This is a genomic window from Acinetobacter sp. YH12040 (assembly GCF_013420005.1).
GTDB lineage: Bacteria > Pseudomonadota > Gammaproteobacteria > Pseudomonadales > Moraxellaceae > Acinetobacter > Acinetobacter amyesii.
Genome location: NZ_VOZB01000014.1, coordinates 22,680 through 44,500, shown reverse-complemented (window position 1 = coordinate 44,500; position 21,821 = coordinate 22,680). Strand labels below are relative to the sequence as shown.

Below are 21,821 nucleotides of genomic sequence, written 5' to 3'. Positions count from 1 at the left end.
AAAGCCAAGCATGATTTTTTCAATCATTTAAGCAACAAAAAGCGACCTAATCAGGTCGCTTTTTTGATGTGAAGTCTATAACTTCACGTTTTGCTTCAATGATCAGATCATGTTGAATTATCTGATCATTGAGCTATCTAAGTACTTGGTTATCTAATCATGCATTAGTTATCAGATAATAAAGCTACTTGTTGAATGTAGTTAAACAATTTCAACTTTGACGCAGACAGTTCTTCTTCGCTTACATTTTTGGATATATCACGTTGAATACGCAAAATATGCTGACGAATAGGATGATGTTCAGCAGCATTATGTGCTTTCATGAACTCTTTAATGACGGGATCACCTTGGGCAATCATACGTTCAGTCCAGCGTTGAAGCTGCGCTGTTTTTTTCGCACCTTGCTGCGGGGTTAAGTAAGATAAAATCATGGTTTCATCTTCATTACGCAGTAATTTACCTACACGTTGAAACTGACGGCGTCGCGCTTCATGTGAAGTAATTGTTTGTGCATCTAGTAGTGCTTCGATCAGACGCTCTTCAACAGGAAGATTTTTAATCTGTTTAGGATTCAGTTTTGCAAGTTCCTCGCCCAAAGCAGCCATACGTTGTACAGCTTTCTTTTGCTCAGTTTTACTTGCACGTCCTTCTAAGGATTCAAAGTCTTCTTCGGTATAGCGGTTCGGTCGACGTGCCACGTTTAATCTGCCTCGTAAAATTTTGCCGCAAACAGTGCTTGAATTTCAGATAAAGCTTTTTCTTCATCTGCACCTTCAATCACTAAGCGTAAAGTTGTGCCCTTGCCTGCGCCAAGCATCAGCAAAGACATAATATTTTTGGCATCTACTAATTTTCCACCCTTACCAATTTGAATCGACGATCGAAATTTGGTCGTGACTTCGATTAGCTTGCCAGATGCACGCGCATGTAAACCCAGTTTATTAATTACGTCAACAGTTGTGTCGATCATGACCAGTGCTTCATTTCTCTATGTAGAACCTGAATAGACCATTTTGCCTCAAGTGCTTTTTTTAGTCTATCTACGATATATACCGAACGGTGTTGCCCACCTGTACAACCGATCGACACCGTCATGTAATGACGATGCCCTTCGGCAAATGCCGGCAGCCATTTATCCAAGAAATTATAAATATCTTGGAACATTTCATTGGTTTGTTCACTTTGTTGTAAAAACTGACGAACTGGCTCATCTAATCCTGAATACTTACGTAATTCCATATCCCAGTGTGGATTGGGCAAATGACGGACGTCAAAAACATAATCTGCATCGAGTGGAATACCATGCTTATAGCCAAAAGACTGTAAGATCAAAATTAAATTATCTGCCTGTCCAAGTTTAGACAGCAAAGTATGTTTTAAATCATGTACACTCTTATCTGTAGTATCAATATGTACTGTCGAACGTAATTGAATCGGCAACAGTAAAGATTTTTCTTCCTGTATGCACTCATTTAAACTTTTGAAACGACTTGCCAAGGGATGGGGACGTCGAGATGAACTGAATCGCGCAATCAATTCCTGATCACGCGTGGTCAAATAAATAATATCGACTGAGCCATGGCGTTGTAGCTGTTGAAAAACCAAATCGAACTCTTGTAAATCTGCACGTGTACTGCGGACATCCACACCCAGTGCCAATTGTTCAAGATTATTTTCTGAATCGAGTTTTTCAACAATTTCGGGGAGTAAGGCCAATGGCAAATTATCGATACAGTAATAACCCAAATCCTCAAGTATCTGTAATGCAGATGACTTTCCAGATCCAGATTGTCCTGTAACAATTAAAATGCGCTTCATCGCTTGCTACCCCATAGCCGTTTTAAACTGCAGTATATTTAACCTGCATATTATCAATAAGACGTGTTGCGCCTAATTTAGCCGCAATAAACAACACCACGTCTTGATCAAATTCTTCAATTTTCTGTAATTCAGGTGTACGTGCTTCAACATAGTCCACAACAAAACCCGCTGCTGTCAATGTTGCTTTAATATTCGCTAACACATCTGCAAGTTGAGTTCCAGCATGTAATTCTGCCTCAGCCGTTTTCAAGCTTTGGTAAATCGTTGGTGCAATCGCACGATTTTCCGCACTTAAATAACCATTACGTGAGCTCAATGCCAAACCATCTTCAGCACGAGTAATCGGCACACCAATCACTTCTAGTGGAATATTTAAGTCACGTACAAACTGACGAATCACTGCAAGTTGCTGGTAATCTTTTTGCCCAAAGAATGCAAAATTCGGTTGAACAATATTAAAGAGTTTTGTCACAACAACAGCAACACCGTCAAAATGACCCGGACGCTGTTCGCCACACAAATCATTGGTAATGCCGCCCACGCTAATATTGGTTAAGCGCGGTTTGTTGCCATACATTTGTTCAACAGTCGGTGCAAACACGATGTCACAACCCACTTCAGCCAATAAGTGCTGATCTTGTTCCAAAGTACGTGGATAGTTGTCAAAGTCTTCATTTGGACCGAACTGAATTGGGTTAACGAAAATACTCACCACCACGACATCACACAGTTTGCGTGCTTCACGAACTAAATTGAGGTGACCTTCATGCAAGTTCCCCATCGTTGGTACAAAACCAATGATTTTACGCGCAGCACGTGCTGGATTTAGCGATGCACTTAAACCTTGAATCGTTGTTTCAGTTTTCATGTCTTACAGCTCAATTTGGAATGTATGTTCTTTGGCAGGGAAGCTACCATCTAATACGGCAGCATGATACGCCTTAAACGCATCCACAATTGCCGTTTCCCCTGCTTGCTCTTTCATAAAGTTGCGAACAAATTTCGCCACGTGACTAAACGTCAGTCCCAACATATCTTGTTGAACCAAGACTTGAGCATCCGTTTCTGCACCGGCACCGATCCCAATCACAGGTGTATTTGGGAATAATTCACTAATTTCTTTACCCACTTGGGCAGGAACACATTCCAAAAGTAAAATTGCTGCACCTGCATCAACCACAGCTTTACAATCTGCAATGAGTTGATCCGCGGTTTCGCGTGTACGTGCTTGCACTTTATAACCGCCAAACACATGAACCGATTGCGGAGTTAACCCTAAATGCACACACACTGGAATACCATTACGGGTCAATACTTCAACTGTTTCTGACAACCATGCACCACCTTCCAATTTGACCATCTGTGCGCCTGCTTGCATCACGGTCTTTGAATTCACCAAAGCGTCATTCAAAGTGGCATAGGTCATAAATGGCAAATCAGTCAAAATAAACGCATGTTTATTGCCACGACGCACTGCTGCAGTGTGATATACCATATCTTCAACAGTGACAGGTAAAGTCGAGTCATTCCCTTGAATGGTCATCCCCAATGAATCCCCAATCAAAATGCTATCGACTTCAGCAACTTCCATTGCTTTTGCCATGCTCGCATCATAGCAAGTCAGGCAGGAGAATTTGCGACCTTCCGCTTTAAATTTTTTCAAGTCACTTAGACTAATCATTTCAATATTCCTCAGATGACGGCTTTCTCAAGTGGTCATACAAAAATTAAAGATGGGCCCAGTTTCCTGCATCCAATACAGTTAAATTTGGATTATTCAAAATAGGTAAATCTTTTAATGGTTGTCCTTTAATCTGTAGATTCTCATCTAAATCCAACAAAGGTTTCAACACAAAATCACGTTCTAAAACACCAACATGAGGCACCGTTAAACGTTCATTTTGAATGTGCTGTTCACCATAAATCAGTAAATCTAAATCCAGTGTACGCTCCCCCCAATGACGTAGGCGTACACGCCCCGACTCTTGTTCAAAGCGTTGCAATTCATCCAACAAGGCCAAAGGTGCTAGATCCGTTTCTAATGCAACCGCTGCATTTAAATAATTCGGCTGATCTTGTGGACCCATTGGCGGGCTTTGATACAGTTTTGAGACTTTCACTTTTCCGAGCGTTGCAAGTTTATGCACCGCTTCACTGAGGATCTGTAGAGAATCACCTAAATTACTGCCTAAACCAATATATGTCAGCGTCATTGTGTTGGCCCAAAAATAACCTGAGTCAAATCTCGTTTCACACGTTTACGTTTTAAAATCGGATGATCTGCACCAATTTCACCACTGGCTGACGCTGCAACGATTGACACTGTCTCTAGACTATTGGCATGTGATTTAGGCTTACGTTGACGGCGACTTCTACTTTCTGGTTCATTCACCAGCGGTTCAATTTCAACTTGCTGATGTGCAGAAGTTTTGGCTTCCACATCTTCATGCGCCGCTTTACGACGACTCTTGGCACGTTGACGATTGTATTGGCTAATTGCCAGTTCTTTTTCGTCAGTGCTCATCTGCTGATAAGCATCCCACCACTGCCCCATGCCTTGCGTGCTTATATCGCCCGATTTTTCACGCAGCAGCAGAAAGTCAAAGCCTGCACGGAAACGTGCATGACCTGAAAGTGCTTCAATTTGCTGTGGTTTTGGATTCAGCAAACGGGTTTGCATTTCCCAAACTTCACGAATAAATGTTTCGGCAAAGCGTGGAATAATGGTTCGTGTAGCCTGACGTTTCAATACATCCAAGCCCGCTTGAGCACGCGCTTCAGCAGGAACAACACCTTTATTTAAATAGAACGTACAACGTTCTTGGAACGGAATCCACAATAACACGGCATAGAAAAATGCAGGGTTAATGGTTTTCCCAATCGAAATACGTTGATCGGTATTTTTTGCAGCCAACTCAATAAATGGCGTTACGACTGGTTTGATATCTGCAAATAATTGATACCAAATACCAAAATCGATCAGCATCGGTAAGACGCGATTGAGATGCCCCATGGTAAAAAGCTTTTGTGACTCATCGTATAAACGATGTGGAGACACATCACGCAGCAATTGAGTAAGTTCTGGAGTAAAGACATCCAGAATTTTTTGATCAATATTAAAGTTTAATTTGGCTGCAAAACGTAAAGTCCGAAGCATCCGCACAGGATCTTCTTCAAAACGTAGTTGTGGATCACCCAATAAACGCAACATTTTATGTTTTATGTCATCTACTGCATGACAAAAATCTAGCACTTCACCTTTGCGTGGTTGGTAATACATTGCATTGATCGAGAAGTCACGACGTGCAAAGTCTTGCTCAATCGTACCCCAATTATTATCACGTAAAATCATGCCCGCAGCAGAAGTCACGGCTTTTTTAGGCGGCGCACGGAAGGTCGCAACTTCGATCAGTTCACGTCCTGAGTAGACATGCGCCAGCTCAAAACGACGACCAATAATTCGGCAACGTCGCCCGAAGACTTCTTTCACCTGAGCTGGTGTCGCATTAGTTACGGCATCAAAATCTTTAGGTGTATGACCCAACATTAGGTCGCGGACACTGCCACCCACGATATAAGCTTCATAGCCTGCCTTAGTTAAGGCATCAATCACATCTAAAATGGAAGAAGGTAATTGTGCGGTTGATAAACCACATTTGGACGCGCGCAAAGTTTGCAAAAGACGCTGTCTCCTACGTCTGAACGTAAAATTCTTAAGATGTCGCTAATGATATCTCTAACACAATCAAAGGGCAATTTGATTATCTCGATGCTCAAGCTGAGCTTAACCTAATTCTTTTTTTTACACTTCACTTAAAGTGCCAATTTTGCTTTATTTTTAGCAAACAGCGCAGGACCGATTCCCTTAACCTGTTGAATATCATCAATGCTTTTAAATAAGCCATTACTTTTGCGATATTGCACAATTGCTTCTGCTTTTTTCTGACCAATTCCATGCAATGTCTGCAGTTCATCGACTGAGGCTGTATTTAAACGTACCTGATCTGTTCGACTATTTTGTTGGGTGCTGGGTCGTGACAAATAATAGTTGGCATTGCTCGGTGCAGTTGTCGCTTTGGACTTCGAGGCCTCAGATTGCTTTTTTAATTGTTGATCTTTGGCTTGCTGTAAGGCTTTCCATTCCGCGTAGCCCGAAGGGCTTTGCGCAAAAGTTAAATCTGCCATTAAACTCAAAGCCAAGATAAGTAGTTGTGTAAAATATTTATTCTTTAGGATGTTGTACATATTCAGCCTGTTGTTTTAATTGTTGTTTTGCCTGTTCCCACAACTGATCCATCTCAGTTAAGGACAAGTCTTCTACATGTTTTTGTTGTAATGTGGCCTGTGCTTCAATATAAGCAAAGCGGCTTCTAAATTTATGAATGGTACTTAACAGTGCCATCTCACTTGAGATGCCAATCTTACGTCCAACATTCACCAGAGAAAATAAGCAATCACCAAATTCATCAAATATTTCGTCGGATTTTTTGCCTGCTAAGGCCTCTTTTAACTCCCCTAGCTCTTCCTCAAGCTTGCCATAAGCCCCTTCAATATCTGGAAAATCAAAGCCAATTTTCGCCACATTTTTTTGGATTTCATCTGCTTGGCTTAATGCAGGACCATGTTTAACCTCATCTAATCTTGATGCTGATTTCCCTGCTTTTTCTTGTTGTTTAATCTGTTTCCATAGTGTTGCCACATCATCCGCATTGAGTGCTGAGAATTGCTCTGCCTGAAACACATGGGGATGACGGCGAATTAATTTATCTGTAATGGCTTGCACCACATCTTGAAAATTAAACGCGCCTTGTTCGCTATACATCTGCGACTGAAAAACCACTTGCAGCAACAAATCCCCCAGTTCATCTCGTACATCATCACTCTGACCTGAACGAACTGCCGCTTCAACTTCATAGGCCTCTTCGATGGCATAACGAGTCAGACTTTCTGGGGTTTGCTTTTGATCCCATGGACATTTTTCACGTAATTCTTTCATCACTGCTAATAATTGTTCCATGTGAACTCCAGCTATTTACTCATCAGTACATTGTTTCGATTACAGAATTTGATATGCTCAAAATTCACTCAGGGAATGAGCAACTCAATTCAGGGAAGCATAACATGCAAAGTATTTTTATTAGCGGTGCAGGACAAGGGATTGGCGCAGCAATTGCACGACTGTTCATACAACAAGGCTATAAAGTTGGGCTTTACGACATCAACCAATCTCAAGTCACCTCATTAGCTGCTGAACTCGGTAGCCATGCCAAAGCTGGGCTTTTAGATGTGACACAACCAGAGCAATGGCAAAGCGCTTTAGCTGAATTTGTTGCTTGGGCAGGCCAGCTGAATATCTTAGTCAATAATGCCGGAATTCTGTATTCAGGCAGCTTTGAACATACGGAACTGTCTGCACACCACCGAACAATTGATATCAATGTCAAAGGGGTGATAAACGGTTGCTATGCGGCATTCCCCTATTTACAGCAAAGCAATTTTGCTCGTGTGATTAACCTCTCTTCGGCTTCAGCAATTTATGGACAAGCCGATTTAGCCAGTTATGCCACATCTAAATTTGCTGTCCGCGGGTTCACTGAAAGTTTGGATATTGAATGGCAAAAATACAATATTCGCGTTTTAGATGTGATGCCTTTATTTGTTCAAACCGCGATGGTGCAAGACATGGATGCCCAAAGCATTAAGAAAATGGGGGTCAATCTTCAACCGAGCGATGTCGCTCAGCAAATTTATGCCTTGGTACAAAAACGGGATTCGGTCTTAATGGCCACACATACACCTGTGGGGATGAAAGCTAAATTTTTATTTAATTTATCGAAGTTTAGCCCGCAATTTGTCAACCGCTTAAGTAATATTTGGATTGCACAAAAACCTAGATAGTAACGTGTTACTAATCATTTAATTTTGCAATCATTTTTGTACGCAAATTACACAAAGTTACACAATTGTCACATTTTAACAGGACAAAATTCCTTTTTTTGAATAATATTCACCCGCCCATTACTTTCGGGCGTTTATTTTCTAACAATAAAAGTGAATTATTTCATGAAAAAATTACTTGTTCTTGCAACTGTTACTTCTATTTCAATTTCTGCTTTTGCTACAACTCAATTCGCATCTTCAGAATTAAAAGCGATGGATTGTGCAACTCTTGCTGTTGAAAAAGCGAATGCTAAGCGCTCTTTAGAAGCTGCTGACAAAAACATTGCAAACATCCAAGCATCTGCTCAAGCACCAGGCAAATCATTGAGCAAATTTGCTGGTTTAGCGGGTGGCGCTCTTGCTGCTTTCGGTGGTAACTCTGAAAAAGCTGCTCGTGCAGGCAACATTGCAAACAGCTTGGCTGGTGAGCAAGATACTTCTGATGCAGGCAACCTTGAACTTCAACAAGCGAACAAATCAGCTGCTCAAGCAAACATCGACAACATTGGTATCTATCAAGGTTCTAAAAAATGCAAAATCTAATCTAAAGCCAGTTTAGATTGATTTAAAAAAAGCCCTGTTCAGCCAGAACAGGGCTTTTTTCATGGTGATTTCTATTTCATACCGATTTATAAGACATTCAACTCAATTTTCGGCAAATGAAAGCCTCGGCAAGATTGTTCACTTTGCCATGCTACCGTCAACATCACATGCGGTAGTTGAATATTCTGATAAGCAAATGTGCCAATGGTGGGATGGCTACACATCCCACCATTCTGCTCAGGATGACACTGCGTATTCAGTTCATTCAGGTTCACTCGAATCCCTAAACCTGACGCTTTAAGTACCGCCTCTTTGGTGGTCCAAACTTTAAACCAAAAATCAGGATCATGCTCACAGCTCTCCCAATGAAGCAATTCTTCGGGATGAAAACTGTGTTGAGCCATCACATCAAAACGAACTTTTCGATTTAAATCCTCAATATCCACACCAATATTGGCGATTTTTTCACTGCTGGCCAAAACATAATGCTGCTGGCTATGACTATGATTAAAATGAAAGTGTGGAAAATCAGGAAGAAAAGGCTTACCAAATGCAGACTTTGAAAAATCTGAATTTTCAACTGATCTATTAAGCCGCTGCGCAAGTAATTGATTGCGATATTGGTAAATGGCTTTTTTACGCACGGCAATTACCTCTTGACGACTCAAGCCATGCGGCTCCACAAAGAAGTCAGTAATTGCACTATATTCAAGCTGAATTTTCGCCATAAGTTATTGATCCAATATCTTTTACACTACGTCCATGACGCTATATTTTATGCGACTCTCCAACACAAAATACACCACAATACAGATGAGCGCATCGGTCCTTTGACTTATCGAGATTTTAAAACTCAGTTTAAAAATATTTCAAACCACTTAAGAAATACTTAATATTATAAATATATTCAAATACTTAAGTATAATAAATATTTTAAATACATCTTCAATTAGATAAAATACTCTAGATTCTTATAACTTTAATTTAAAACTCGGGGTAAATCAGATGCTAAGAAAAATCACGTTAATCAGTTCACTTTGTGTCCTACCATGTTTCGCTCAAGCAGGCTTATTGGATGCAGCTGTTGCAGTGATGGGTGCCAAAAATGGCGCGATTATGGACCAAGCTGAAGCGCGTATGAATCAAAGCCGTCAAGAAGCTGCCAATGCTGTAGCTCAAGCAGACCGTGGCTATGCCTCAAATTTCAATCAAGCTAACCAAACCAACAATAGTGTTTATAGCACCAGTTATTTAAAAACCTTAGATTGCACTGATCTGAGCGTTGAACGTAAAACTTTCGAACGTACATTGGAAGCATCGCAACTGGCATTAAGCCAAGCGTCTGCACAGCAAAATAATCAAGTGTCAAAATGGGCTGGTCTTGCTGGCAACGCGCTATCCGCATTTTCAGGTCAATCTGAAACAGCCGCGCGTATGGGACAATTTGCGACAGCTTTTTCTGGCAATAAAAATACACAACAGGATAGCAGCAGCGCACAGCAAGCCATGGAAATTGCTCAAGCTAATCTGGATAATATTGATATTTACCGCCAAGCTAAAAAGTGCAAAAACTAATTTTCACATCTTTTTAGATAAATAAAGTGAAATAAAAAAGCCTGCATATCTGCAGGCTTTTTTTTTCTTATCCAAACTTAGCGTTTGAATTTCTTTTCCGCTTTTTTGAACTTCTGAACATAACGACGTTTACGTGCAGCCGTACGCTCATCGATTTGCGACTTACGACCTTCAAATGGGTTATCAGAGGTTTTAAATTCAATTTTGACTGGCGTACCTTCAAGTTTATAAACTTTACGGAACACGTTTTCTAGGTAACGACGATAGTCATTTGGCGTTTTATCGACCTTGTTACCATGAATCACAATCGTCGGTGGATTTTGTCCGCCAATATGCGCATAACGCATTTTGATACGACGACCTTGAACCATTGGTGGTTGGTGCGCATCAGTTGCATCATTCAAGATCTGAGTGATTTTCGCAGGTGATACTTTCAAATGCGAAGAATCATAAGCACGGTGGATCGATGGATAAAGATCACCAACACCTGTACCGTGAAGTGCAGAAATTAAGTGAATTTTTGCCCATGGAATAAAGTCAAAACGACGTTCAACATCTAATTTACACTGTTTACGGTCATAGTCAGACATGTTGTCCCATTTGTTGATGGCAATCACCATCGCACGGCCTGCTTCAAGCGCATAACCAATCAAATGCAAGTCTTGCTCAACGATCCCTTCACGTGCATCGACAACAATAACCACAACATGCGCATCTTTCATCGCTTGTAAAGTTTTCACAATCGAGAATTTCTCGATCATTTCGTCCACTTTACCTTTACGACGTACACCCGCAGTATCGATTAATGTGTATTTACGACCGTCACGTTCAAATGGAATATAAATTGAGTCACGTGTAGTACCTGGTTGGTCAAATGCAACCACACGGTCTTCACCCAACAAACGGTTCACTAAAGTCGATTTACCCACGTTTGGACGACCAATAATCGCTAAACGTAAGCCTGTGTCTTTATCGTGTTGTTCTTCACTTTCATCTTCAGGCACTTCAGCTAACACTTCTTCAAGCATTTGCTGAACACCACGACCATGGCTGGCAGCCACTTGAAGTGGTTCACCCATACCCAATTTAAAGAATTCAACTAAAGCTGCTTCGGCATGTACACCATCAACTTTGTTGGCAACAAGATAAACTTTTTTACCCAGCGTACGTAAGTCACGTGCAATTTGCTCATCAGATGCCAATAAGCCTGCGCGCGCATCGACCACGAAGACAATAATATCTGCTTCATTGATGGCAGTTTTTGACTGTTCTGCCATGTACGAGTCGATACCGCCTTCAGTTTCGCCAATACCCCCAGTATCAACGACGATGAAGGATTTATTTTGATAAGTCGCGTCACCATACTTACGGTCACGAGTCAGACCGGCAAAGTCAGCAACGAGAGCATCACGGCTCTTGGTTATCTGGTTAAACAACGTTGATTTTCCGACGTTCGGACGACCAATGAGCGCAATTACGGGTTTCATAGATTAACCTTTATTCCAGATCAGCCAGTTTGGTCTGGTCTGAACATCAGAAAGCTTAGGAAGAATGGAAATAGGATAAATGCCTAAAATAAATAAAAACACGGGGCATTGATGATTCAATCCCCCGCGTTAAAAATACGGTTTGGCTTATTTTAACATAAGCCGCAGAAAAATTAACGGTTCTGCCAAATGCTTAATGCACCCTTACGTGTCGACACATATAATTGGTTGTCAATTACACGTAGTGAACGTACTTCACCACTAGTTTTAGAACGACCAACCAACTCGCCTGTCGCTGGGTTGATTAAGTGAAGTACACCATCCAGATCACCAACCACAAGGTCTTGACCTAACATCACTGGGTTACTCAAATTACGATTAAGCAATTGGTCATTTTCCCACAATGTTTGACCAGTGGTAATTTCATAAGCCACAATTTTACCATCAGTTTGTGTCACAAAGACACCATTGCCCGCAACTTCAGGACGCTGAATGCTGCTCGCATCATTGCTCCAGATCACTTGTTGTGAGGCAAGATCAAGCGCTGTCACTTGGCCTTGGTAACTGGTGGTAATTAAAAATTGACCTGCTACAGTCGGTTCACCGTCAATATCAATGAGACGTTGTACATCTGAACGACCGTCTGACACTGCAACACGACGCTGCATTTTCGGAATACCGCTCAATGCATCAATCACATAGATATAGGCATTTGAAGAAGCGATGAGAACATGACGCGCATCGAGTGATACCGGTGCTGCCATACCACGTAAACTAAACTGCACATTTGGCAAGTTATAGGTCCAAGTTTGTTGGCCCGTTGCCACATCGTTTGCGTATACCGTACCATCATTGGTAACTGAAATAACGCGACCTGCTTGAATCAACGACGGTGAAAGTAACGCGCCGGTTAATTGCGCAGTCCACTTTTGTTCACCTGTTGCCTGATCTAATGCAAATAATTGACCTTTTGCATTACCAACAACCACAATTCCGTCAGCTGCTTCTACACCTGCAGTCAAACCTTGTTTAGAGATTTTCTTCTGCCATAAACGCTCTTTGCCTTTGTAGGCTTGAACTTCACCATTAGGATTTACGCTAAAAACAACGCCATTATCTGCATCCATACGTAAACGCAGTGGATCTGCTTCTTCAGTTGAAGCCACACTGTTTGAAAATACAGGTGCTAAAGTTTTTGCCTGTTCCAATTTTGGTAAAGGATTTGGTTTTACTTTTTCTACTTTTCCTTTATTTGCACAACCAGCCAAAGCAAGTGTTAAAACTGTCAGCGCACAGGTAATTTTGTATTTTCTATTCATTCAGTTGCTTCCACTTGTGTATCTATAATCGGACGTTCAATTTCAGGATCATCAACTAAAACGCCTACACTTTCGAGTTTAATTTGTAAAATTTGACGTTCTTCTTGTCGCTCAACTAAAGCATCCCATGCACTTTGATAAACTTTCTTTGCATTTTCGATATCATTTTTTGCAACATAGACATCGCCACGGGCTTCATCTGCAGTTGCTTGAAAAGCAGGTTCTTTAACCGCTTCTAAAGTTTTTAGTGCTTCATCAAATTTCTTTTGTGCCAATTGTGCATACGCCAAACGTAATTTCACCAATTGAACTAAGCCTGCATCGTCAACTTTTGAATTTTCAACTTTTTTCAAAGCTTTTTCAGCGTTGGCATAATCCGCTTTATCATACGCCAATTTTGCCATAAGCAACTGAGTTTGAATGGCTTGTGGCGAATCTGGCGCTTCTTTTACAATTTTATCTGCAGTCGCAGAAAGTTGTGTAAAAGCGTCGCCAGTCGCCGACTGAGCATCATCCATTAACTGCTGTACTTTGGCTGTTTGCATTTGCGATTCAGCCAAAGTTTTCTTCTGCCAGTATTCCCATCCGAAAAAGGCAATCAACGCAATTAAAATGCCGCTAACAATGGCAGAGCCATATTTTTTAGCAAACGATTTTAAATTATCAAGTTGTTCTTCTTCACTCAATGCGCTCATGAAATTACCTTTTTCCTTATGTTATAGGGATTATTTTGAAGAAATTTTTTCGATAATGAAGGCAACAAAGTCTGCCACATTCACTTCGTGTTGTTCTGCAATCGCTAGCTCTTTTACCAGCACTTGCCCTGCTGCTTGCTCACGTTCACCGTAAATCACAGCAAATAAAGCACCCGATTGGTCAGCTTTTTTCATTTGCGATTTCATTGAACCTTGTGAACCAACTTTTAAGCGAATGTTACTACCCGCTGCTTCAAGTTGATCACGTATTTGTTCAGCAAGCACCAACGCTTTACCTTGAGTTGCAGGATCTGAAACCAAGAATAGCTCACAGTCACGCACTGGGGTATTGTCTTCCACTTGTTCAAGGAGAAGAAGCAAACGCTCCATACCCATTGCAAAACCAACAGCAGGCACAGACTGGTCTGCTTTACCTTTAAGCTGACCGACTAAACCGTCATAACGACCACCAGCACATACCGTTCCTTGAGAACCTAAGTGTGTAGTTGTCCATTCAAAGACCGTTTTGTTGTAGTAGTCGAGACCACGAACCAATTTTTGATTGATCACAAAACCAATACCAGCATCAGTCAAATACTGCTGTAATTGAGCAAAGTGAGCCAACGTTTCTTCACCCATAAAGTCGTGAAGTTTTGGCGCATTTTCCAAAATGCTTTGTGTTTTTGCATCTTTAGAATCCAAAATACGCAGTGGATTCGTGGTTAGACGACGCTGTGAATCTTCATCTAAGTCATTTTTATGTGACTCTAAGAATTCAACCAATGCTGCACGATAAGCTGCACGTTCATCAGACTCACCTAAAGTATTGAGTTCTAATTGAACTTTATCTGCAACGCCCATGCGTTTCCACAAACGTGCAGTCATTAAAATCAATTCTGCATCTTGATCTGGTGTTGCAACACCAAAAGTTTCTACGCCAAATTGATGGAACTGACGGTAGCGACCTTTTTGTGGTTTTTCATAGCGGAACATTGGGCCGACATACCATACACGCGGTGTAGCACCACGAAGTAAGTTATGTTCAAGCATTGCACGCACACACCCTGCTGTTCCTTCAGGACGCAAAGTCAAAGACTCAGGCGGATTACCTTTGTCTAAGAATGTGTACATTTCTTTTTCAACGATATCCGTTGCATCACCAATAGAACGTTTGAACAGATGAGTCTGCTCCACAATCGGCAAGCGAATTTGCTGATAACCATAAGCATCCATCAGGCTTGATAGATGCTGTTCTAGACGTCTCCATGCAGGACTTTGCGTAGGGAGAATGTCATTAAAACCTTTGATTGCGACGATTGAACTCATGATCTACTCAGAAAAACTTGTGCGAATAATCTCTTTAGCTTTAGCGTCTTCAAGATCGCTAACACGTTGACGAACCATCGCTTCGATTTCGTCAACCAACTGATTTGTGTCAATTAAATGGCTCTTTTCGCCATTACGATACACCAGTGAACGCGGACTTGCACCTACTACACCAATATCGGCTTCTTTGGCTTCGCCCGGACCATTTACTTTACAACCAATCACCGATACATCCATTGGGGTACGAATATCTTCTAAACGCTCTTCCAATGTTTGCATAACTTTGATGACATTAAACTCTTGGCGTGAACAACTTGGGCACGCAATAAAGTTAATGCCGTTTGAACGTAAGCCCAATGATTTTAAAATATCAAAGCCAATTTTGATTTCTTCTTCAGGCTCTGCTGCCAATGAAATACGCATGGTGTCACCAATGCCTTCCATTAACAAACCACCTAAAGCGATAGCAGATTTGACTGAACCCGTGCGGTAGACACCTGCTTCAGTCACACCTAGGTGTAATGGGTTATCAATTTGTTTAGACAACAAACGGTAAGCATCCATAGTCAGGAATACATTCGATGCTTTGACTGACACTTTAAATTCATGGAAATTTAAACGGTCTAAAATATCAATATGGCGCATTGCAGATTCAAGCAAAGCCTGACCTGTAGGCTCACCATATTTCTTTTGAATATCTTTTTCCAGTGAACCGGCATTGACACCAATACGCATAGAAATATCATTGTGTTGTGCAGCAGCTACTACTTCACGAATTTTAGCTTCTGAGCCAATATTACCCGGGTTAATACGCAAACAATCTGCACCAAGGTCTGCAACACGTAAAGCAATTTTATAATCAAAGTGAATATCGGCAACCAATGGCACTTGCACACGTTTACGAATTTCACCAAAAGCTTCAGCAGCTTCCATACTCGGTACAGAAACACGCATGATGTCCGCACCGACGTCTACACAGCGCTGAATCTGTGCCACGGTCGCTTCGACATCACAAGTTTCAGTATTGGTCATACTTTGGATGCTGATCGGCGCATCACCACCGACATACACCGAACCTACTTTAATTTTACGCGTTGGACGGCGCTTAATTGGATTTTCAATCATTGTTCAGTCTGCTCTGTTGTCCCTTAACGTGATAAACGGAAATCTGCTTTGCCGTTTACGGTATATGGTGACAATGAAATATTTTCATTATTTAAGCTTAATGACACTGCTGTTGCATCATCCAAACGAATTTGGAATGGTGTTTCACCGTTTAAGTTGAGCGTCGATGCTTGGCGACCAGTCGCCAACACCTTACCCGTCGAATCAACAATATGTACTGAAGTCGGGCTACTAAAGGTCAATGTCAATTGATCACCGCTGACTGTTGCATTCCCGCCATTCATGTCGAGGACTTGAACTTCTGAAGCGACTTCACTGGTCACAGCGTCTTCATTATCGCTGCCCGAGGTCATGCCCTGAATCGCCGCCACGATCGCACCAATGACCAACAACACCGCCAATGCAATCAGACCCCGTTTGATCCATTTACGATTACGGTCACGATTAGAACCGGGTAATTTACCCATTATTTTAATCGGTGAATTGTTTAACGCGTGATTTGGCAACAATCCCGTATCGTTGGCATAAATATCATCAAAACGTTGAATGATATTGGTTGCATCAACTTTTAAATATTTGGCATAAGTGCGGTAGTAACCTTTAATAAAGGTCGCTTCAGGCAATGACTTATAATCATCTTGCTCAAGTGCAGTCAGTGTTTTTAATGGAATATTGAGTTCTGATGCGACAGCTTCAAGTTCCAGTTTTTGCGTAATACGTACTTGACGTAAATACTCACCTGGGCGTTGTACATTTCCTAATGCATTTGGAGCTACGCTCGAACCATTCGATTGCGGTGAATTAGGATTTACTTCCATACGGCCTCAGTACTGTACTGTAATTGCAAATAGCGTTGGTATTCAGGACTTTCTGGGAACAAAGCACGTAACTGGTTAACCAGTACTTGCATACCCAAATTGTCGCCATTGGCACGCGCTGTTCGAATGCCAATCCAGAGTGCACGCGCACCCTGATTTTTTTGTCCTACTGCACGTACAAATTGTTCATACATTTGTGTGGCAGCAGGGAACTGCTGATTCAAATAAAAGATTTCAGACAACTCTAACATTGAAACATAGGAATCACGATTAGCCTGCAAAGCTTGTTTGAATGATTTTTCAGCATTCGCCACATCACCCACTTTCAGGTAAATTCGACCTAAATTTTCCAATGCTTTGAAACGTTGATCATAACCTAAAGTTGAACCTGCGATGCTGAACTGTTCAATCGCATCATTATAGCGCTCAACTTGGTATAAATACGTACCGTAGTTGTTACGTGCTTGAGAATTTTTTGAGTCTGCTGAAATTGCACGCTTAAAATAACTATCTGCTTTTTCTAAGTTGGCTGGACTGCCTTCTCGTTGTAGTAAGACACCCATCATCATATTGGCTTGGGAATCGCGAGAATCCACCTCTAAAGCCTGATCTAATGCACGTTTAGCAGAGTCCAAATCCCCTGCTTTCAGGTGTTCAACAGCCAATTGCGTTCTGATTTTTACGGCTTTCTCTGGGTCTTTTTTCCCAATCTCAGGCGTTTGACATGCTGTTAATGCCAAAACCGATGCACATAAAGCTGAAACGAAAGTGAACTTATACGTTAACTTTTTCAATTGGCTGCCTCTTTATTATCCTTGTGAGCGCAGTATCTCATTTTGCTGCGCAACTTTCTTTTTCCATTGCTCCGCACGACGAGTACGGTCAGCAACTTGCCCCACGAGTTGTCCACACGCAGCGTCGATATCATCACCACGTGTCTGACGAATCGTACACACAAAACCGGCATCAGACAAAGTTTTTTGGAAAGAAATAATACGGTTACGGCTTGAACGACCGTATGGCGCATGCGGGAACGGGTTAAACGGAATTAAATTAATTTTGCTTGGTAGGTTTTTCAACAGCTTTAACATTTGCTGTGCATGTTCAGGATGGTCATTTACACCATCTAACATCACGTATTCGATGGTCACGTGTTTACGTGAACTTTCATTACCATCTTTGGCGATATAACGCTGACACGCTGCAATCAACTGTTCCAACGGATATTTTTTATTGATCGGAACAAGTTCGTTACGTAGTTCATCATTTGGCGCATGGAGTGAAATTGCCAAGGCTACATCAATGTCTTGTGCCAATTGGTCAATTTTAGGTACCACACCGGAGGTTGATAAAGTCACACGGCGCTTCGACATGCCATACGCAAAGTCATCCAGCATGATACGCATTGAATTCAATACGGCATCATAGTTCAACAGTGGCTCCCCCATACCCATCATCACCACGTTGGTCACTGAACGCTCACGATCAGCAACTGGCACATCTTCCATATAAGAGAAGTTTGCCATCCAAAGCTGTCCAATAATTTCAGCTTGACTCAAGTCACGCTGGAAGCCTTGTTTACCAGTTGAACAGAATGAACAGTCCAGAGCACAGCCCACTTGTGATGAAATACACAAGGTCTTACGTGCGCCGGTTTTATCTTCCGCAGGAATCAGCACAGTTTCAACCAATGAACCTGCACCTTCACCTACACGGAACACCCATTTACGAGTACCGTCTTTTGAGTAATTTTTATGCACCACTTCAGGCGCTTTAATTTCACAAATCTTTTCTAGTTTTTCACGCAATTTGCCAGAAATATTGGTCATTTCAGCAAAATCAGTCACGAAGAACTGATGAATCCATTTCATCACCTGCCCAGCACGGAACTTTTTCTCCCCCATATCTTCGAAGAATTTTTCCATTTGCGGACGTGACATGCCCAGTAAATTCACTTTCTCTACAGTATTTTGCTGCGTCGGAGCGGATGGAGATTGTTGCTGTGCATCAGAAACAACTGATGTAGCGACTACTTCAGTACTCATGTGTATTTACCTAAACCATGTCTAAAGATCAAAGGAGAAGCTCAGTTATTGAGCAAAGAATTATTCAGAGAATAAAAAAACCAGACAAGCAGTATACCACTTATCTGGTTTGAATACTTCGAATTAACGAGTACGTGGAGCGATCTCAGTTTGAGCGAAGAAGTAGTTAACTTCACGATCAGCAGATGCTACAGAGTCAGAACCGTGAGCAGCGTTTTCGTCGATGCTTACAGCGAAGTCTGCACGGATAGTACCAGGAGCAGCTTCTTTAGGGTTAGTTGCGCCAAGGATTTCACGGTGAGCAAGAACTGCGTTTTCGCCTTCAAGAACTGAAACTACAACTGGACCAGAAGTCATGAATGCAACTAGGTCACCAAAGAAACCACGTTCTTTGTGCTCAGCGTAGAAGCCTTCAGCTTCAGCTTGAGTCAAGTGTTTCATTTTAGTTGCAACGATTTGAAGACCAGCTTTTTCGAAACGAGCAAAGATGTCGCCGATGTGGTTTTTAGCAACTGCGTCTGGTTTAACGATAGATAAAGTACGTTCAATAGCCATGAGAGGCTCCTTAAGTCAATTTGACGTGAAAAATTTGCCGCATTATACCGAATAATGCGCTATTTTCTGCTTTTGCTATACAAAAAAATTGCTTTTTTCGATGTAGGGATTAACTTGCCTCATCAATCCAGGCCATCTGAATTCCCTCAAGCAGACCTTCAGTCGACTTTTCTGGGTCATCAGTGAAATTTGGCAATGCACATACCCATGCATGTAGGTCAGTAAAGCGAATCCATTGCGGATCAACATCAGGGTGAGCTTCATACAGCTCAATTGCGATATCAATGGTATCTGTCCAGCGTAAACCCATGGGTCTTCCTAACATCGTCTATAAAATGATGACTTACTTTAACAAATTTCAGCAATTCGACGTGATAAACCCTTTTAATTTTTTTATTACCAGATTTTGCAATTGTGATGTCCACATCAAACTATAAAACCAAACCTAAAAGAGGTGCACAGAGAATAATTGCGGCACCCACTGCAGCGCCTATTGCAGCACCGACGGCAACATCACTCGGGTAATGCAATCCTAAGATCATGCGGGATAATGCCACCAATAAGCTAAAGGGCAACATTAAGACCAACAACATGGGTTGAATATAGCCCAGCACTGTTGTTGCCATGACCGCATGTAGAGTATGCCCCGATGGAAAACTAAAATGATCTAGAGGGCGTTCACCTAAGCGAATCACTTGATGCACTTGGTACGGTCTTGGGCGCACAGTTTTCTTTTTGAGGAGTTTATAGATCGAGGTGCCGACGAAACCACCCAGTAATACATAGACGATTTGTACACTGTAAGACATGCCCTGCACGATCCAGACCGTCGCCAACATGACATACCAAAACACACCATTACCTAGTCGACTCACCATTTTAAATATGTCAGCCACAACTTGTTGATGTGAAAAATGATTAAGATAAATACAGCCTTTTAAATCGAGATGCAGCATTCTTGTTTTTGCATTTTTAAAATTCATCGCTAATCTCCTATCTACAGTCAAAGCCTGACTATGTTGGGGTTGAGCTAGATTTGTGTTGTTATTTTTACAAGTTGAGATCTATGTTTGACTCAGCTTAAGTTATCTTTTTGACAGTGCAATGATGCTTTGATGACAGTTCGATGAATATTAATTTTTGAAGATGCTCAACTTTTCTATACAACCAATAGCGCTAGCTCCATTGGCTCATCATGGCTTGATCCACCACGCGATATAGCGCGTGCTCAAATTGCTGTACAGGATATTGCCATCCGATTTTAGCTGCGTCTTTTGCCGCTTCGATGCCCATCGTTTTTAATTTGGCGCGTTGCGGCAATTGTTGCATAAGACGAATAAATTCATCGGTTCGAGATAAATGACATAACCATCCCGTTTGCTGATTTCTCACGTGCAATTGGGCACATGCGGCATTATATGCAATCACCGGCAATCCACTGGCCATTGCCTCCAAAACCACATTACCAAAGGTCTCAACCTGACTTGCAAAAACGAAAACATCCGCACTAGCATAGGCTTCAGATAAAGCCTGACCACTTAAACTTCCCATAAAAATAACACCTAGTGATTTTGCCAGTTGCATTAATCGTTCACGATCTGGCCCATCCCCCACAATGACCAATTTTGTCCGTGCATCCATAGCCAACATCGAACGATAGGCTGAAATTAAAACATCTACTTCTTTTTCAGGAGATAGCCGACCGACATACAGCATCACGCGGGTATGTTCATCTGCTTGCCACTGTTGTCTCAGTTCTGCTTGATAGTGTGAGGGAGAAAATCGACTATGGTCCACACCTCGCCCCACCACCACCAATGGACAACTAAAACCTAATCGATGCAAGGCATCCGCAGTATCTTGGCTCGGGACACAGGTGAGTTGAGTATTGTTATGAAACCATCGTAAATAATGTTGTACAGGCTTCATTAAAAACGCTAAATCAAAGAATCGACTAAAATCATGAAAGGCCGAATGAAAACCACTGGACACAGGGATGTGTAAAGAACGCGCCAGTTGAAGCATAGCAAATCCCAAAGGCCCTTCAGTGACTATATGCACAATGTCGACTTGGGCTTTTTTTAAAGCTTTACTCAGTTTAATTAGTTGCGGCCAGCCAAATTGTAAACCTGAATATTTAGGAATCGACTGCGCTCGAACCAAACACTCTTGATCAGGTCTGAAATCATGACAACTTTCAGACTGTTCAGGACGTATTAAAAAAATTGAGTGGCCTTGTTGCTGCAAACCTTTACACAACTGCAATAAAGAATATGCAACACCATTAATTTCTGGCGCCCACGTATCTGTAACAATGGCGATTTTTAGACTTGGACGGATTAAAGTTGAGACCGTTTGCACATCCATTCGTGATTGCATATGCTTAAATTGGAATTGAAAGCGTGCAGGTTCATCCTGCATACGTCTTAAATTGATAGCCGATTCTGTCATGATCTTACATGCTTCTTATAAATGTATAGTCACAGTTTAAGCAGCAGTTTTTTTCATTTTGATGATTATTTGATGACAGTTTATTGAAAGAAATTATCTTATTTCTTCTACAAAATCATGA

Annotated in this window: 25 protein-coding genes; 3 read left to right on the top strand and 22 right to left on the bottom strand. The window is 41.6% G+C overall.

Annotation, left to right across the window (positions count from 1 at the left end; genetic code table 11):
• Nucleotides 1-164 precede the first annotated feature (164 nt).
• The 9 genes from yjgA to mazG all read right to left on the bottom strand — a co-directional run bounded on the left by yjgA (nucleotide 165) and on the right by mazG (nucleotide 6,838).
• On the bottom strand, nucleotides 165-698 hold the full coding sequence (gene yjgA, locus FTT99_RS14300; protein ID WP_180130735.1) for a ribosome biogenesis factor YjgA: 534 nt from the start codon (nucleotides 696-698) through the stop codon (nucleotides 165-167).
• A gap of 2 nt (nucleotides 699-700) precedes the next feature.
• Nucleotides 701-970, bottom strand: a complete 270-nt coding sequence (locus FTT99_RS14295; protein WP_067763492.1) for an HPr family phosphocarrier protein — start codon at nucleotides 968-970, stop codon at nucleotides 701-703.
• Entirely contained in the window at nucleotides 967-1,818 is an 852-nt protein-coding gene (gene rapZ, locus FTT99_RS14290; protein ID WP_078189595.1) for an RNase adapter RapZ, read from the bottom strand. Before rapZ ends, FTT99_RS14295 begins: the two co-directional genes overlap by 4 nt.
• Nucleotides 1,819-1,840: 22 nt before the next feature.
• Nucleotides 1,841-2,689, bottom strand: coding sequence for a pantoate--beta-alanine ligase (gene panC / locus FTT99_RS14285; protein ID WP_078192648.1), 849 nt, complete (start codon nucleotides 2,687-2,689; stop codon nucleotides 1,841-1,843).
• Between the two features lie 3 nt (nucleotides 2,690-2,692).
• A complete protein-coding gene (panB, locus tag FTT99_RS14280) occupies nucleotides 2,693-3,502 on the bottom strand; it encodes a 3-methyl-2-oxobutanoate hydroxymethyltransferase (protein ID WP_111884734.1) in 810 nt (269 codons plus the stop codon).
• A gap of 46 nt (nucleotides 3,503-3,548) precedes the next feature.
• Nucleotides 3,549-4,034 carry a 2-amino-4-hydroxy-6-hydroxymethyldihydropteridine diphosphokinase gene (folK, locus tag FTT99_RS14275; RefSeq protein ID WP_078192650.1) on the bottom strand — a complete coding sequence of 162 codons (486 nt, stop codon included), beginning with the start codon at nucleotides 4,032-4,034 and terminating at the stop codon, nucleotides 3,549-3,551.
• Nucleotides 4,031-5,500 (bottom strand): polynucleotide adenylyltransferase PcnB, encoded by a 1,470-nt coding sequence (pcnB, locus tag FTT99_RS14270; RefSeq protein ID WP_180130737.1) that lies wholly within the window; start codon nucleotides 5,498-5,500, stop codon nucleotides 4,031-4,033. The genes folK and pcnB overlap by 4 nt, the downstream gene beginning before the upstream one ends.
• Nucleotides 5,501-5,634: 134 nt before the next feature.
• On the bottom strand, nucleotides 5,635-6,066 hold the full coding sequence (locus FTT99_RS14265; RefSeq protein WP_180130739.1) for a ComEA family DNA-binding protein: 432 nt from the start codon (nucleotides 6,064-6,066) through the stop codon (nucleotides 5,635-5,637).
• The gene (gene mazG / locus FTT99_RS14260; RefSeq protein ID WP_180130741.1) at nucleotides 6,044-6,838 is read right to left on the bottom strand and encodes a nucleoside triphosphate pyrophosphohydrolase; all 795 of its coding nucleotides are present in this window, start codon (nucleotides 6,836-6,838) and stop codon (nucleotides 6,044-6,046) included. Before mazG ends, FTT99_RS14265 begins: the two co-directional genes overlap by 23 nt.
• Nucleotides 6,839-6,942: 104 nt before the next feature.
• Here mazG and FTT99_RS14255 point away from each other — a divergent pair, with 104 nt between their 5' ends.
• The gene (locus FTT99_RS14255; protein ID WP_180130743.1) at nucleotides 6,943-7,719 is read left to right on the top strand and encodes an SDR family oxidoreductase; all 777 of its coding nucleotides are present in this window, start codon (nucleotides 6,943-6,945) and stop codon (nucleotides 7,717-7,719) included.
• A 165-nt stretch (nucleotides 7,720-7,884) separates the two neighbouring features.
• A complete protein-coding gene (locus FTT99_RS14250; protein ID WP_078192655.1) occupies nucleotides 7,885-8,304 on the top strand; it encodes a hypothetical protein in 420 nt (139 codons plus the stop codon).
• Between the two features lie 86 nt (nucleotides 8,305-8,390).
• Here FTT99_RS14250 and FTT99_RS14245 read toward each other — a convergent pair whose 3' ends face one another.
• The gene (locus FTT99_RS14245; protein WP_180130745.1) at nucleotides 8,391-9,032 is read right to left on the bottom strand and encodes a 4'-phosphopantetheinyl transferase superfamily protein; all 642 of its coding nucleotides are present in this window, start codon (nucleotides 9,030-9,032) and stop codon (nucleotides 8,391-8,393) included.
• Nucleotides 9,033-9,309: 277 nt separating this feature from the next.
• Here FTT99_RS14245 and FTT99_RS14240 point away from each other — a divergent pair, with 277 nt between their 5' ends.
• On the top strand, nucleotides 9,310-9,879 hold the full coding sequence (locus FTT99_RS14240) for a hypothetical protein (protein WP_111884741.1): 570 nt from the start codon (nucleotides 9,310-9,312) through the stop codon (nucleotides 9,877-9,879).
• Between the two features lie 77 nt (nucleotides 9,880-9,956).
• Here FTT99_RS14240 and der read toward each other — a convergent pair whose 3' ends face one another.
• The 12 genes from der to FTT99_RS14180 form a co-directional block, all read right to left on the bottom strand.
• Nucleotides 9,957-11,366, bottom strand: a complete 1,410-nt coding sequence (gene der / locus FTT99_RS14235) for a ribosome biogenesis GTPase Der (RefSeq protein ID WP_078192658.1) — start codon at nucleotides 11,364-11,366, stop codon at nucleotides 9,957-9,959.
• Between the two features lie 173 nt (nucleotides 11,367-11,539).
• Nucleotides 11,540-12,685 (bottom strand): outer membrane protein assembly factor BamB, encoded by a 1,146-nt coding sequence (bamB, locus tag FTT99_RS14230; RefSeq protein ID WP_078189607.1) that lies wholly within the window; start codon nucleotides 12,683-12,685, stop codon nucleotides 11,540-11,542.
• The gene (locus FTT99_RS14225) at nucleotides 12,682-13,380 is read right to left on the bottom strand and encodes a tetratricopeptide repeat protein (RefSeq protein WP_078189608.1); all 699 of its coding nucleotides are present in this window, start codon (nucleotides 13,378-13,380) and stop codon (nucleotides 12,682-12,684) included. Before FTT99_RS14225 ends, bamB begins: the two co-directional genes overlap by 4 nt.
• A gap of 30 nt (nucleotides 13,381-13,410) precedes the next feature.
• Nucleotides 13,411-14,706 (bottom strand): histidine--tRNA ligase, encoded by a 1,296-nt coding sequence (gene hisS / locus FTT99_RS14220; RefSeq protein ID WP_078189609.1) that lies wholly within the window; start codon nucleotides 14,704-14,706, stop codon nucleotides 13,411-13,413.
• Nucleotides 14,707-14,709: 3 nt separating this feature from the next.
• Nucleotides 14,710-15,831: a flavodoxin-dependent (E)-4-hydroxy-3-methylbut-2-enyl-diphosphate synthase gene (gene ispG / locus FTT99_RS14215; RefSeq protein WP_078192661.1), complete on the bottom strand. Its 1,122-nt coding sequence runs from the start codon at nucleotides 15,829-15,831 to the stop codon at nucleotides 14,710-14,712.
• A gap of 23 nt (nucleotides 15,832-15,854) precedes the next feature.
• Nucleotides 15,855-16,649 (bottom strand): RodZ domain-containing protein, encoded by a 795-nt coding sequence (locus FTT99_RS14210; RefSeq protein WP_180130747.1) that lies wholly within the window; start codon nucleotides 16,647-16,649, stop codon nucleotides 15,855-15,857.
• The gene (gene pilW, locus FTT99_RS14205; protein ID WP_078189612.1) at nucleotides 16,640-17,443 is read right to left on the bottom strand and encodes a type IV pilus biogenesis/stability protein PilW; all 804 of its coding nucleotides are present in this window, start codon (nucleotides 17,441-17,443) and stop codon (nucleotides 16,640-16,642) included. Before pilW ends, FTT99_RS14210 begins: the two co-directional genes overlap by 10 nt.
• 15 nt (nucleotides 17,444-17,458) lie before the next feature.
• Nucleotides 17,459-18,694, bottom strand: coding sequence for a 23S rRNA (adenine(2503)-C(2))-methyltransferase RlmN (gene rlmN / locus FTT99_RS14200; RefSeq protein WP_180121602.1), 1,236 nt, complete (start codon nucleotides 18,692-18,694; stop codon nucleotides 17,459-17,461).
• A gap of 123 nt (nucleotides 18,695-18,817) precedes the next feature.
• Nucleotides 18,818-19,249 (bottom strand): nucleoside-diphosphate kinase, encoded by a 432-nt coding sequence (gene ndk / locus FTT99_RS14195; RefSeq protein WP_078189614.1) that lies wholly within the window; start codon nucleotides 19,247-19,249, stop codon nucleotides 18,818-18,820.
• A 109-nt stretch (nucleotides 19,250-19,358) separates the two neighbouring features.
• Nucleotides 19,359-19,559 carry a Fe-S cluster assembly protein IscX gene (gene iscX, locus FTT99_RS14190; protein ID WP_078189615.1) on the bottom strand — a complete coding sequence of 67 codons (201 nt, stop codon included), beginning with the start codon at nucleotides 19,557-19,559 and terminating at the stop codon, nucleotides 19,359-19,361.
• Between the two features lie 121 nt (nucleotides 19,560-19,680).
• Nucleotides 19,681-20,232, bottom strand: coding sequence for a phosphatase PAP2 family protein (locus FTT99_RS14185; RefSeq protein WP_180130749.1), 552 nt, complete (start codon nucleotides 20,230-20,232; stop codon nucleotides 19,681-19,683).
• 193 nt (nucleotides 20,233-20,425) lie between these two features.
• The gene (locus tag FTT99_RS14180) at nucleotides 20,426-21,703 is read right to left on the bottom strand and encodes a glycosyltransferase family 4 protein (RefSeq protein WP_373684577.1); all 1,278 of its coding nucleotides are present in this window, start codon (nucleotides 21,701-21,703) and stop codon (nucleotides 20,426-20,428) included.
• Nucleotides 21,704-21,821 lie beyond the last annotated feature (118 nt).

Bases quoted from the DNA above. Each gene is read 5' to 3' on its own strand.
- der (WP_078192658.1), bottom strand. From the start codon at position 11,366: ATGAAACCCGTAATTGCGCTCATTGGTCGTCCGAACGTCGGAAAATCA.
- ndk (WP_078189614.1), bottom strand. From the start codon at position 19,249: ATGGCTATTGAACGTACTTTATCTATCGTTAAACCAGACGCAGTTGCT.
- FTT99_RS14250 (WP_078192655.1), top strand. From the start codon at position 7,885: ATGAAAAAATTACTTGTTCTTGCAACTGTTACTTCTATTTCAATTTCT.
- FTT99_RS14240 (WP_111884741.1), top strand. From the start codon at position 9,310: ATGCTAAGAAAAATCACGTTAATCAGTTCACTTTGTGTCCTACCATGT.
- mazG (WP_180130741.1), bottom strand. From the start codon at position 6,838: ATGGAACAATTATTAGCAGTGATGAAAGAATTACGTGAAAAATGTCCA.
- bamB (WP_078189607.1), bottom strand. From the start codon at position 12,685: ATGAATAGAAAATACAAAATTACCTGTGCGCTGACAGTTTTAACACTT.
- FTT99_RS14210 (WP_180130747.1), bottom strand. From the start codon at position 16,649: ATGGAAGTAAATCCTAATTCACCGCAATCGAATGGTTCGAGCGTAGCT.
- FTT99_RS14245 (WP_180130745.1), bottom strand. From the start codon at position 9,032: ATGGCGAAAATTCAGCTTGAATATAGTGCAATTACTGACTTCTTTGTG.
- hisS (WP_078189609.1), bottom strand. From the start codon at position 14,706: ATGAGTTCAATCGTCGCAATCAAAGGTTTTAATGACATTCTCCCTACG.
- folK (WP_078192650.1), bottom strand. From the start codon at position 4,034: ATGACGCTGACATATATTGGTTTAGGCAGTAATTTAGGTGATTCTCTA.
- ispG (WP_078192661.1), bottom strand. From the start codon at position 15,831: ATGATTGAAAATCCAATTAAGCGCCGTCCAACGCGTAAAATTAAAGTA.
- rapZ (WP_078189595.1), bottom strand. From the start codon at position 1,818: ATGAAGCGCATTTTAATTGTTACAGGACAATCTGGATCTGGAAAGTCA.
- iscX (WP_078189615.1), bottom strand. From the start codon at position 19,559: ATGGGTTTACGCTGGACAGATACCATTGATATCGCAATTGAGCTGTAT.
- panC (WP_078192648.1), bottom strand. From the start codon at position 2,689: ATGAAAACTGAAACAACGATTCAAGGTTTAAGTGCATCGCTAAATCCA.
- FTT99_RS14295 (WP_067763492.1), bottom strand. From the start codon at position 970: ATGATCGACACAACTGTTGACGTAATTAATAAACTGGGTTTACATGCG.
- FTT99_RS14255 (WP_180130743.1), top strand. From the start codon at position 6,943: ATGCAAAGTATTTTTATTAGCGGTGCAGGACAAGGGATTGGCGCAGCA.
- FTT99_RS14265 (WP_180130739.1), bottom strand. From the start codon at position 6,066: ATGTACAACATCCTAAAGAATAAATATTTTACACAACTACTTATCTTG.
- rlmN (WP_180121602.1), bottom strand. From the start codon at position 18,694: ATGAGTACTGAAGTAGTCGCTACATCAGTTGTTTCTGATGCACAGCAA.
- panB (WP_111884734.1), bottom strand. From the start codon at position 3,502: ATGATTAGTCTAAGTGACTTGAAAAAATTTAAAGCGGAAGGTCGCAAA.
- FTT99_RS14185 (WP_180130749.1), bottom strand. From the start codon at position 20,232: ATGAATTTTAAAAATGCAAAAACAAGAATGCTGCATCTCGATTTAAAA.
- FTT99_RS14225 (WP_078189608.1), bottom strand. From the start codon at position 13,380: ATGAGCGCATTGAGTGAAGAAGAACAACTTGATAATTTAAAATCGTTT.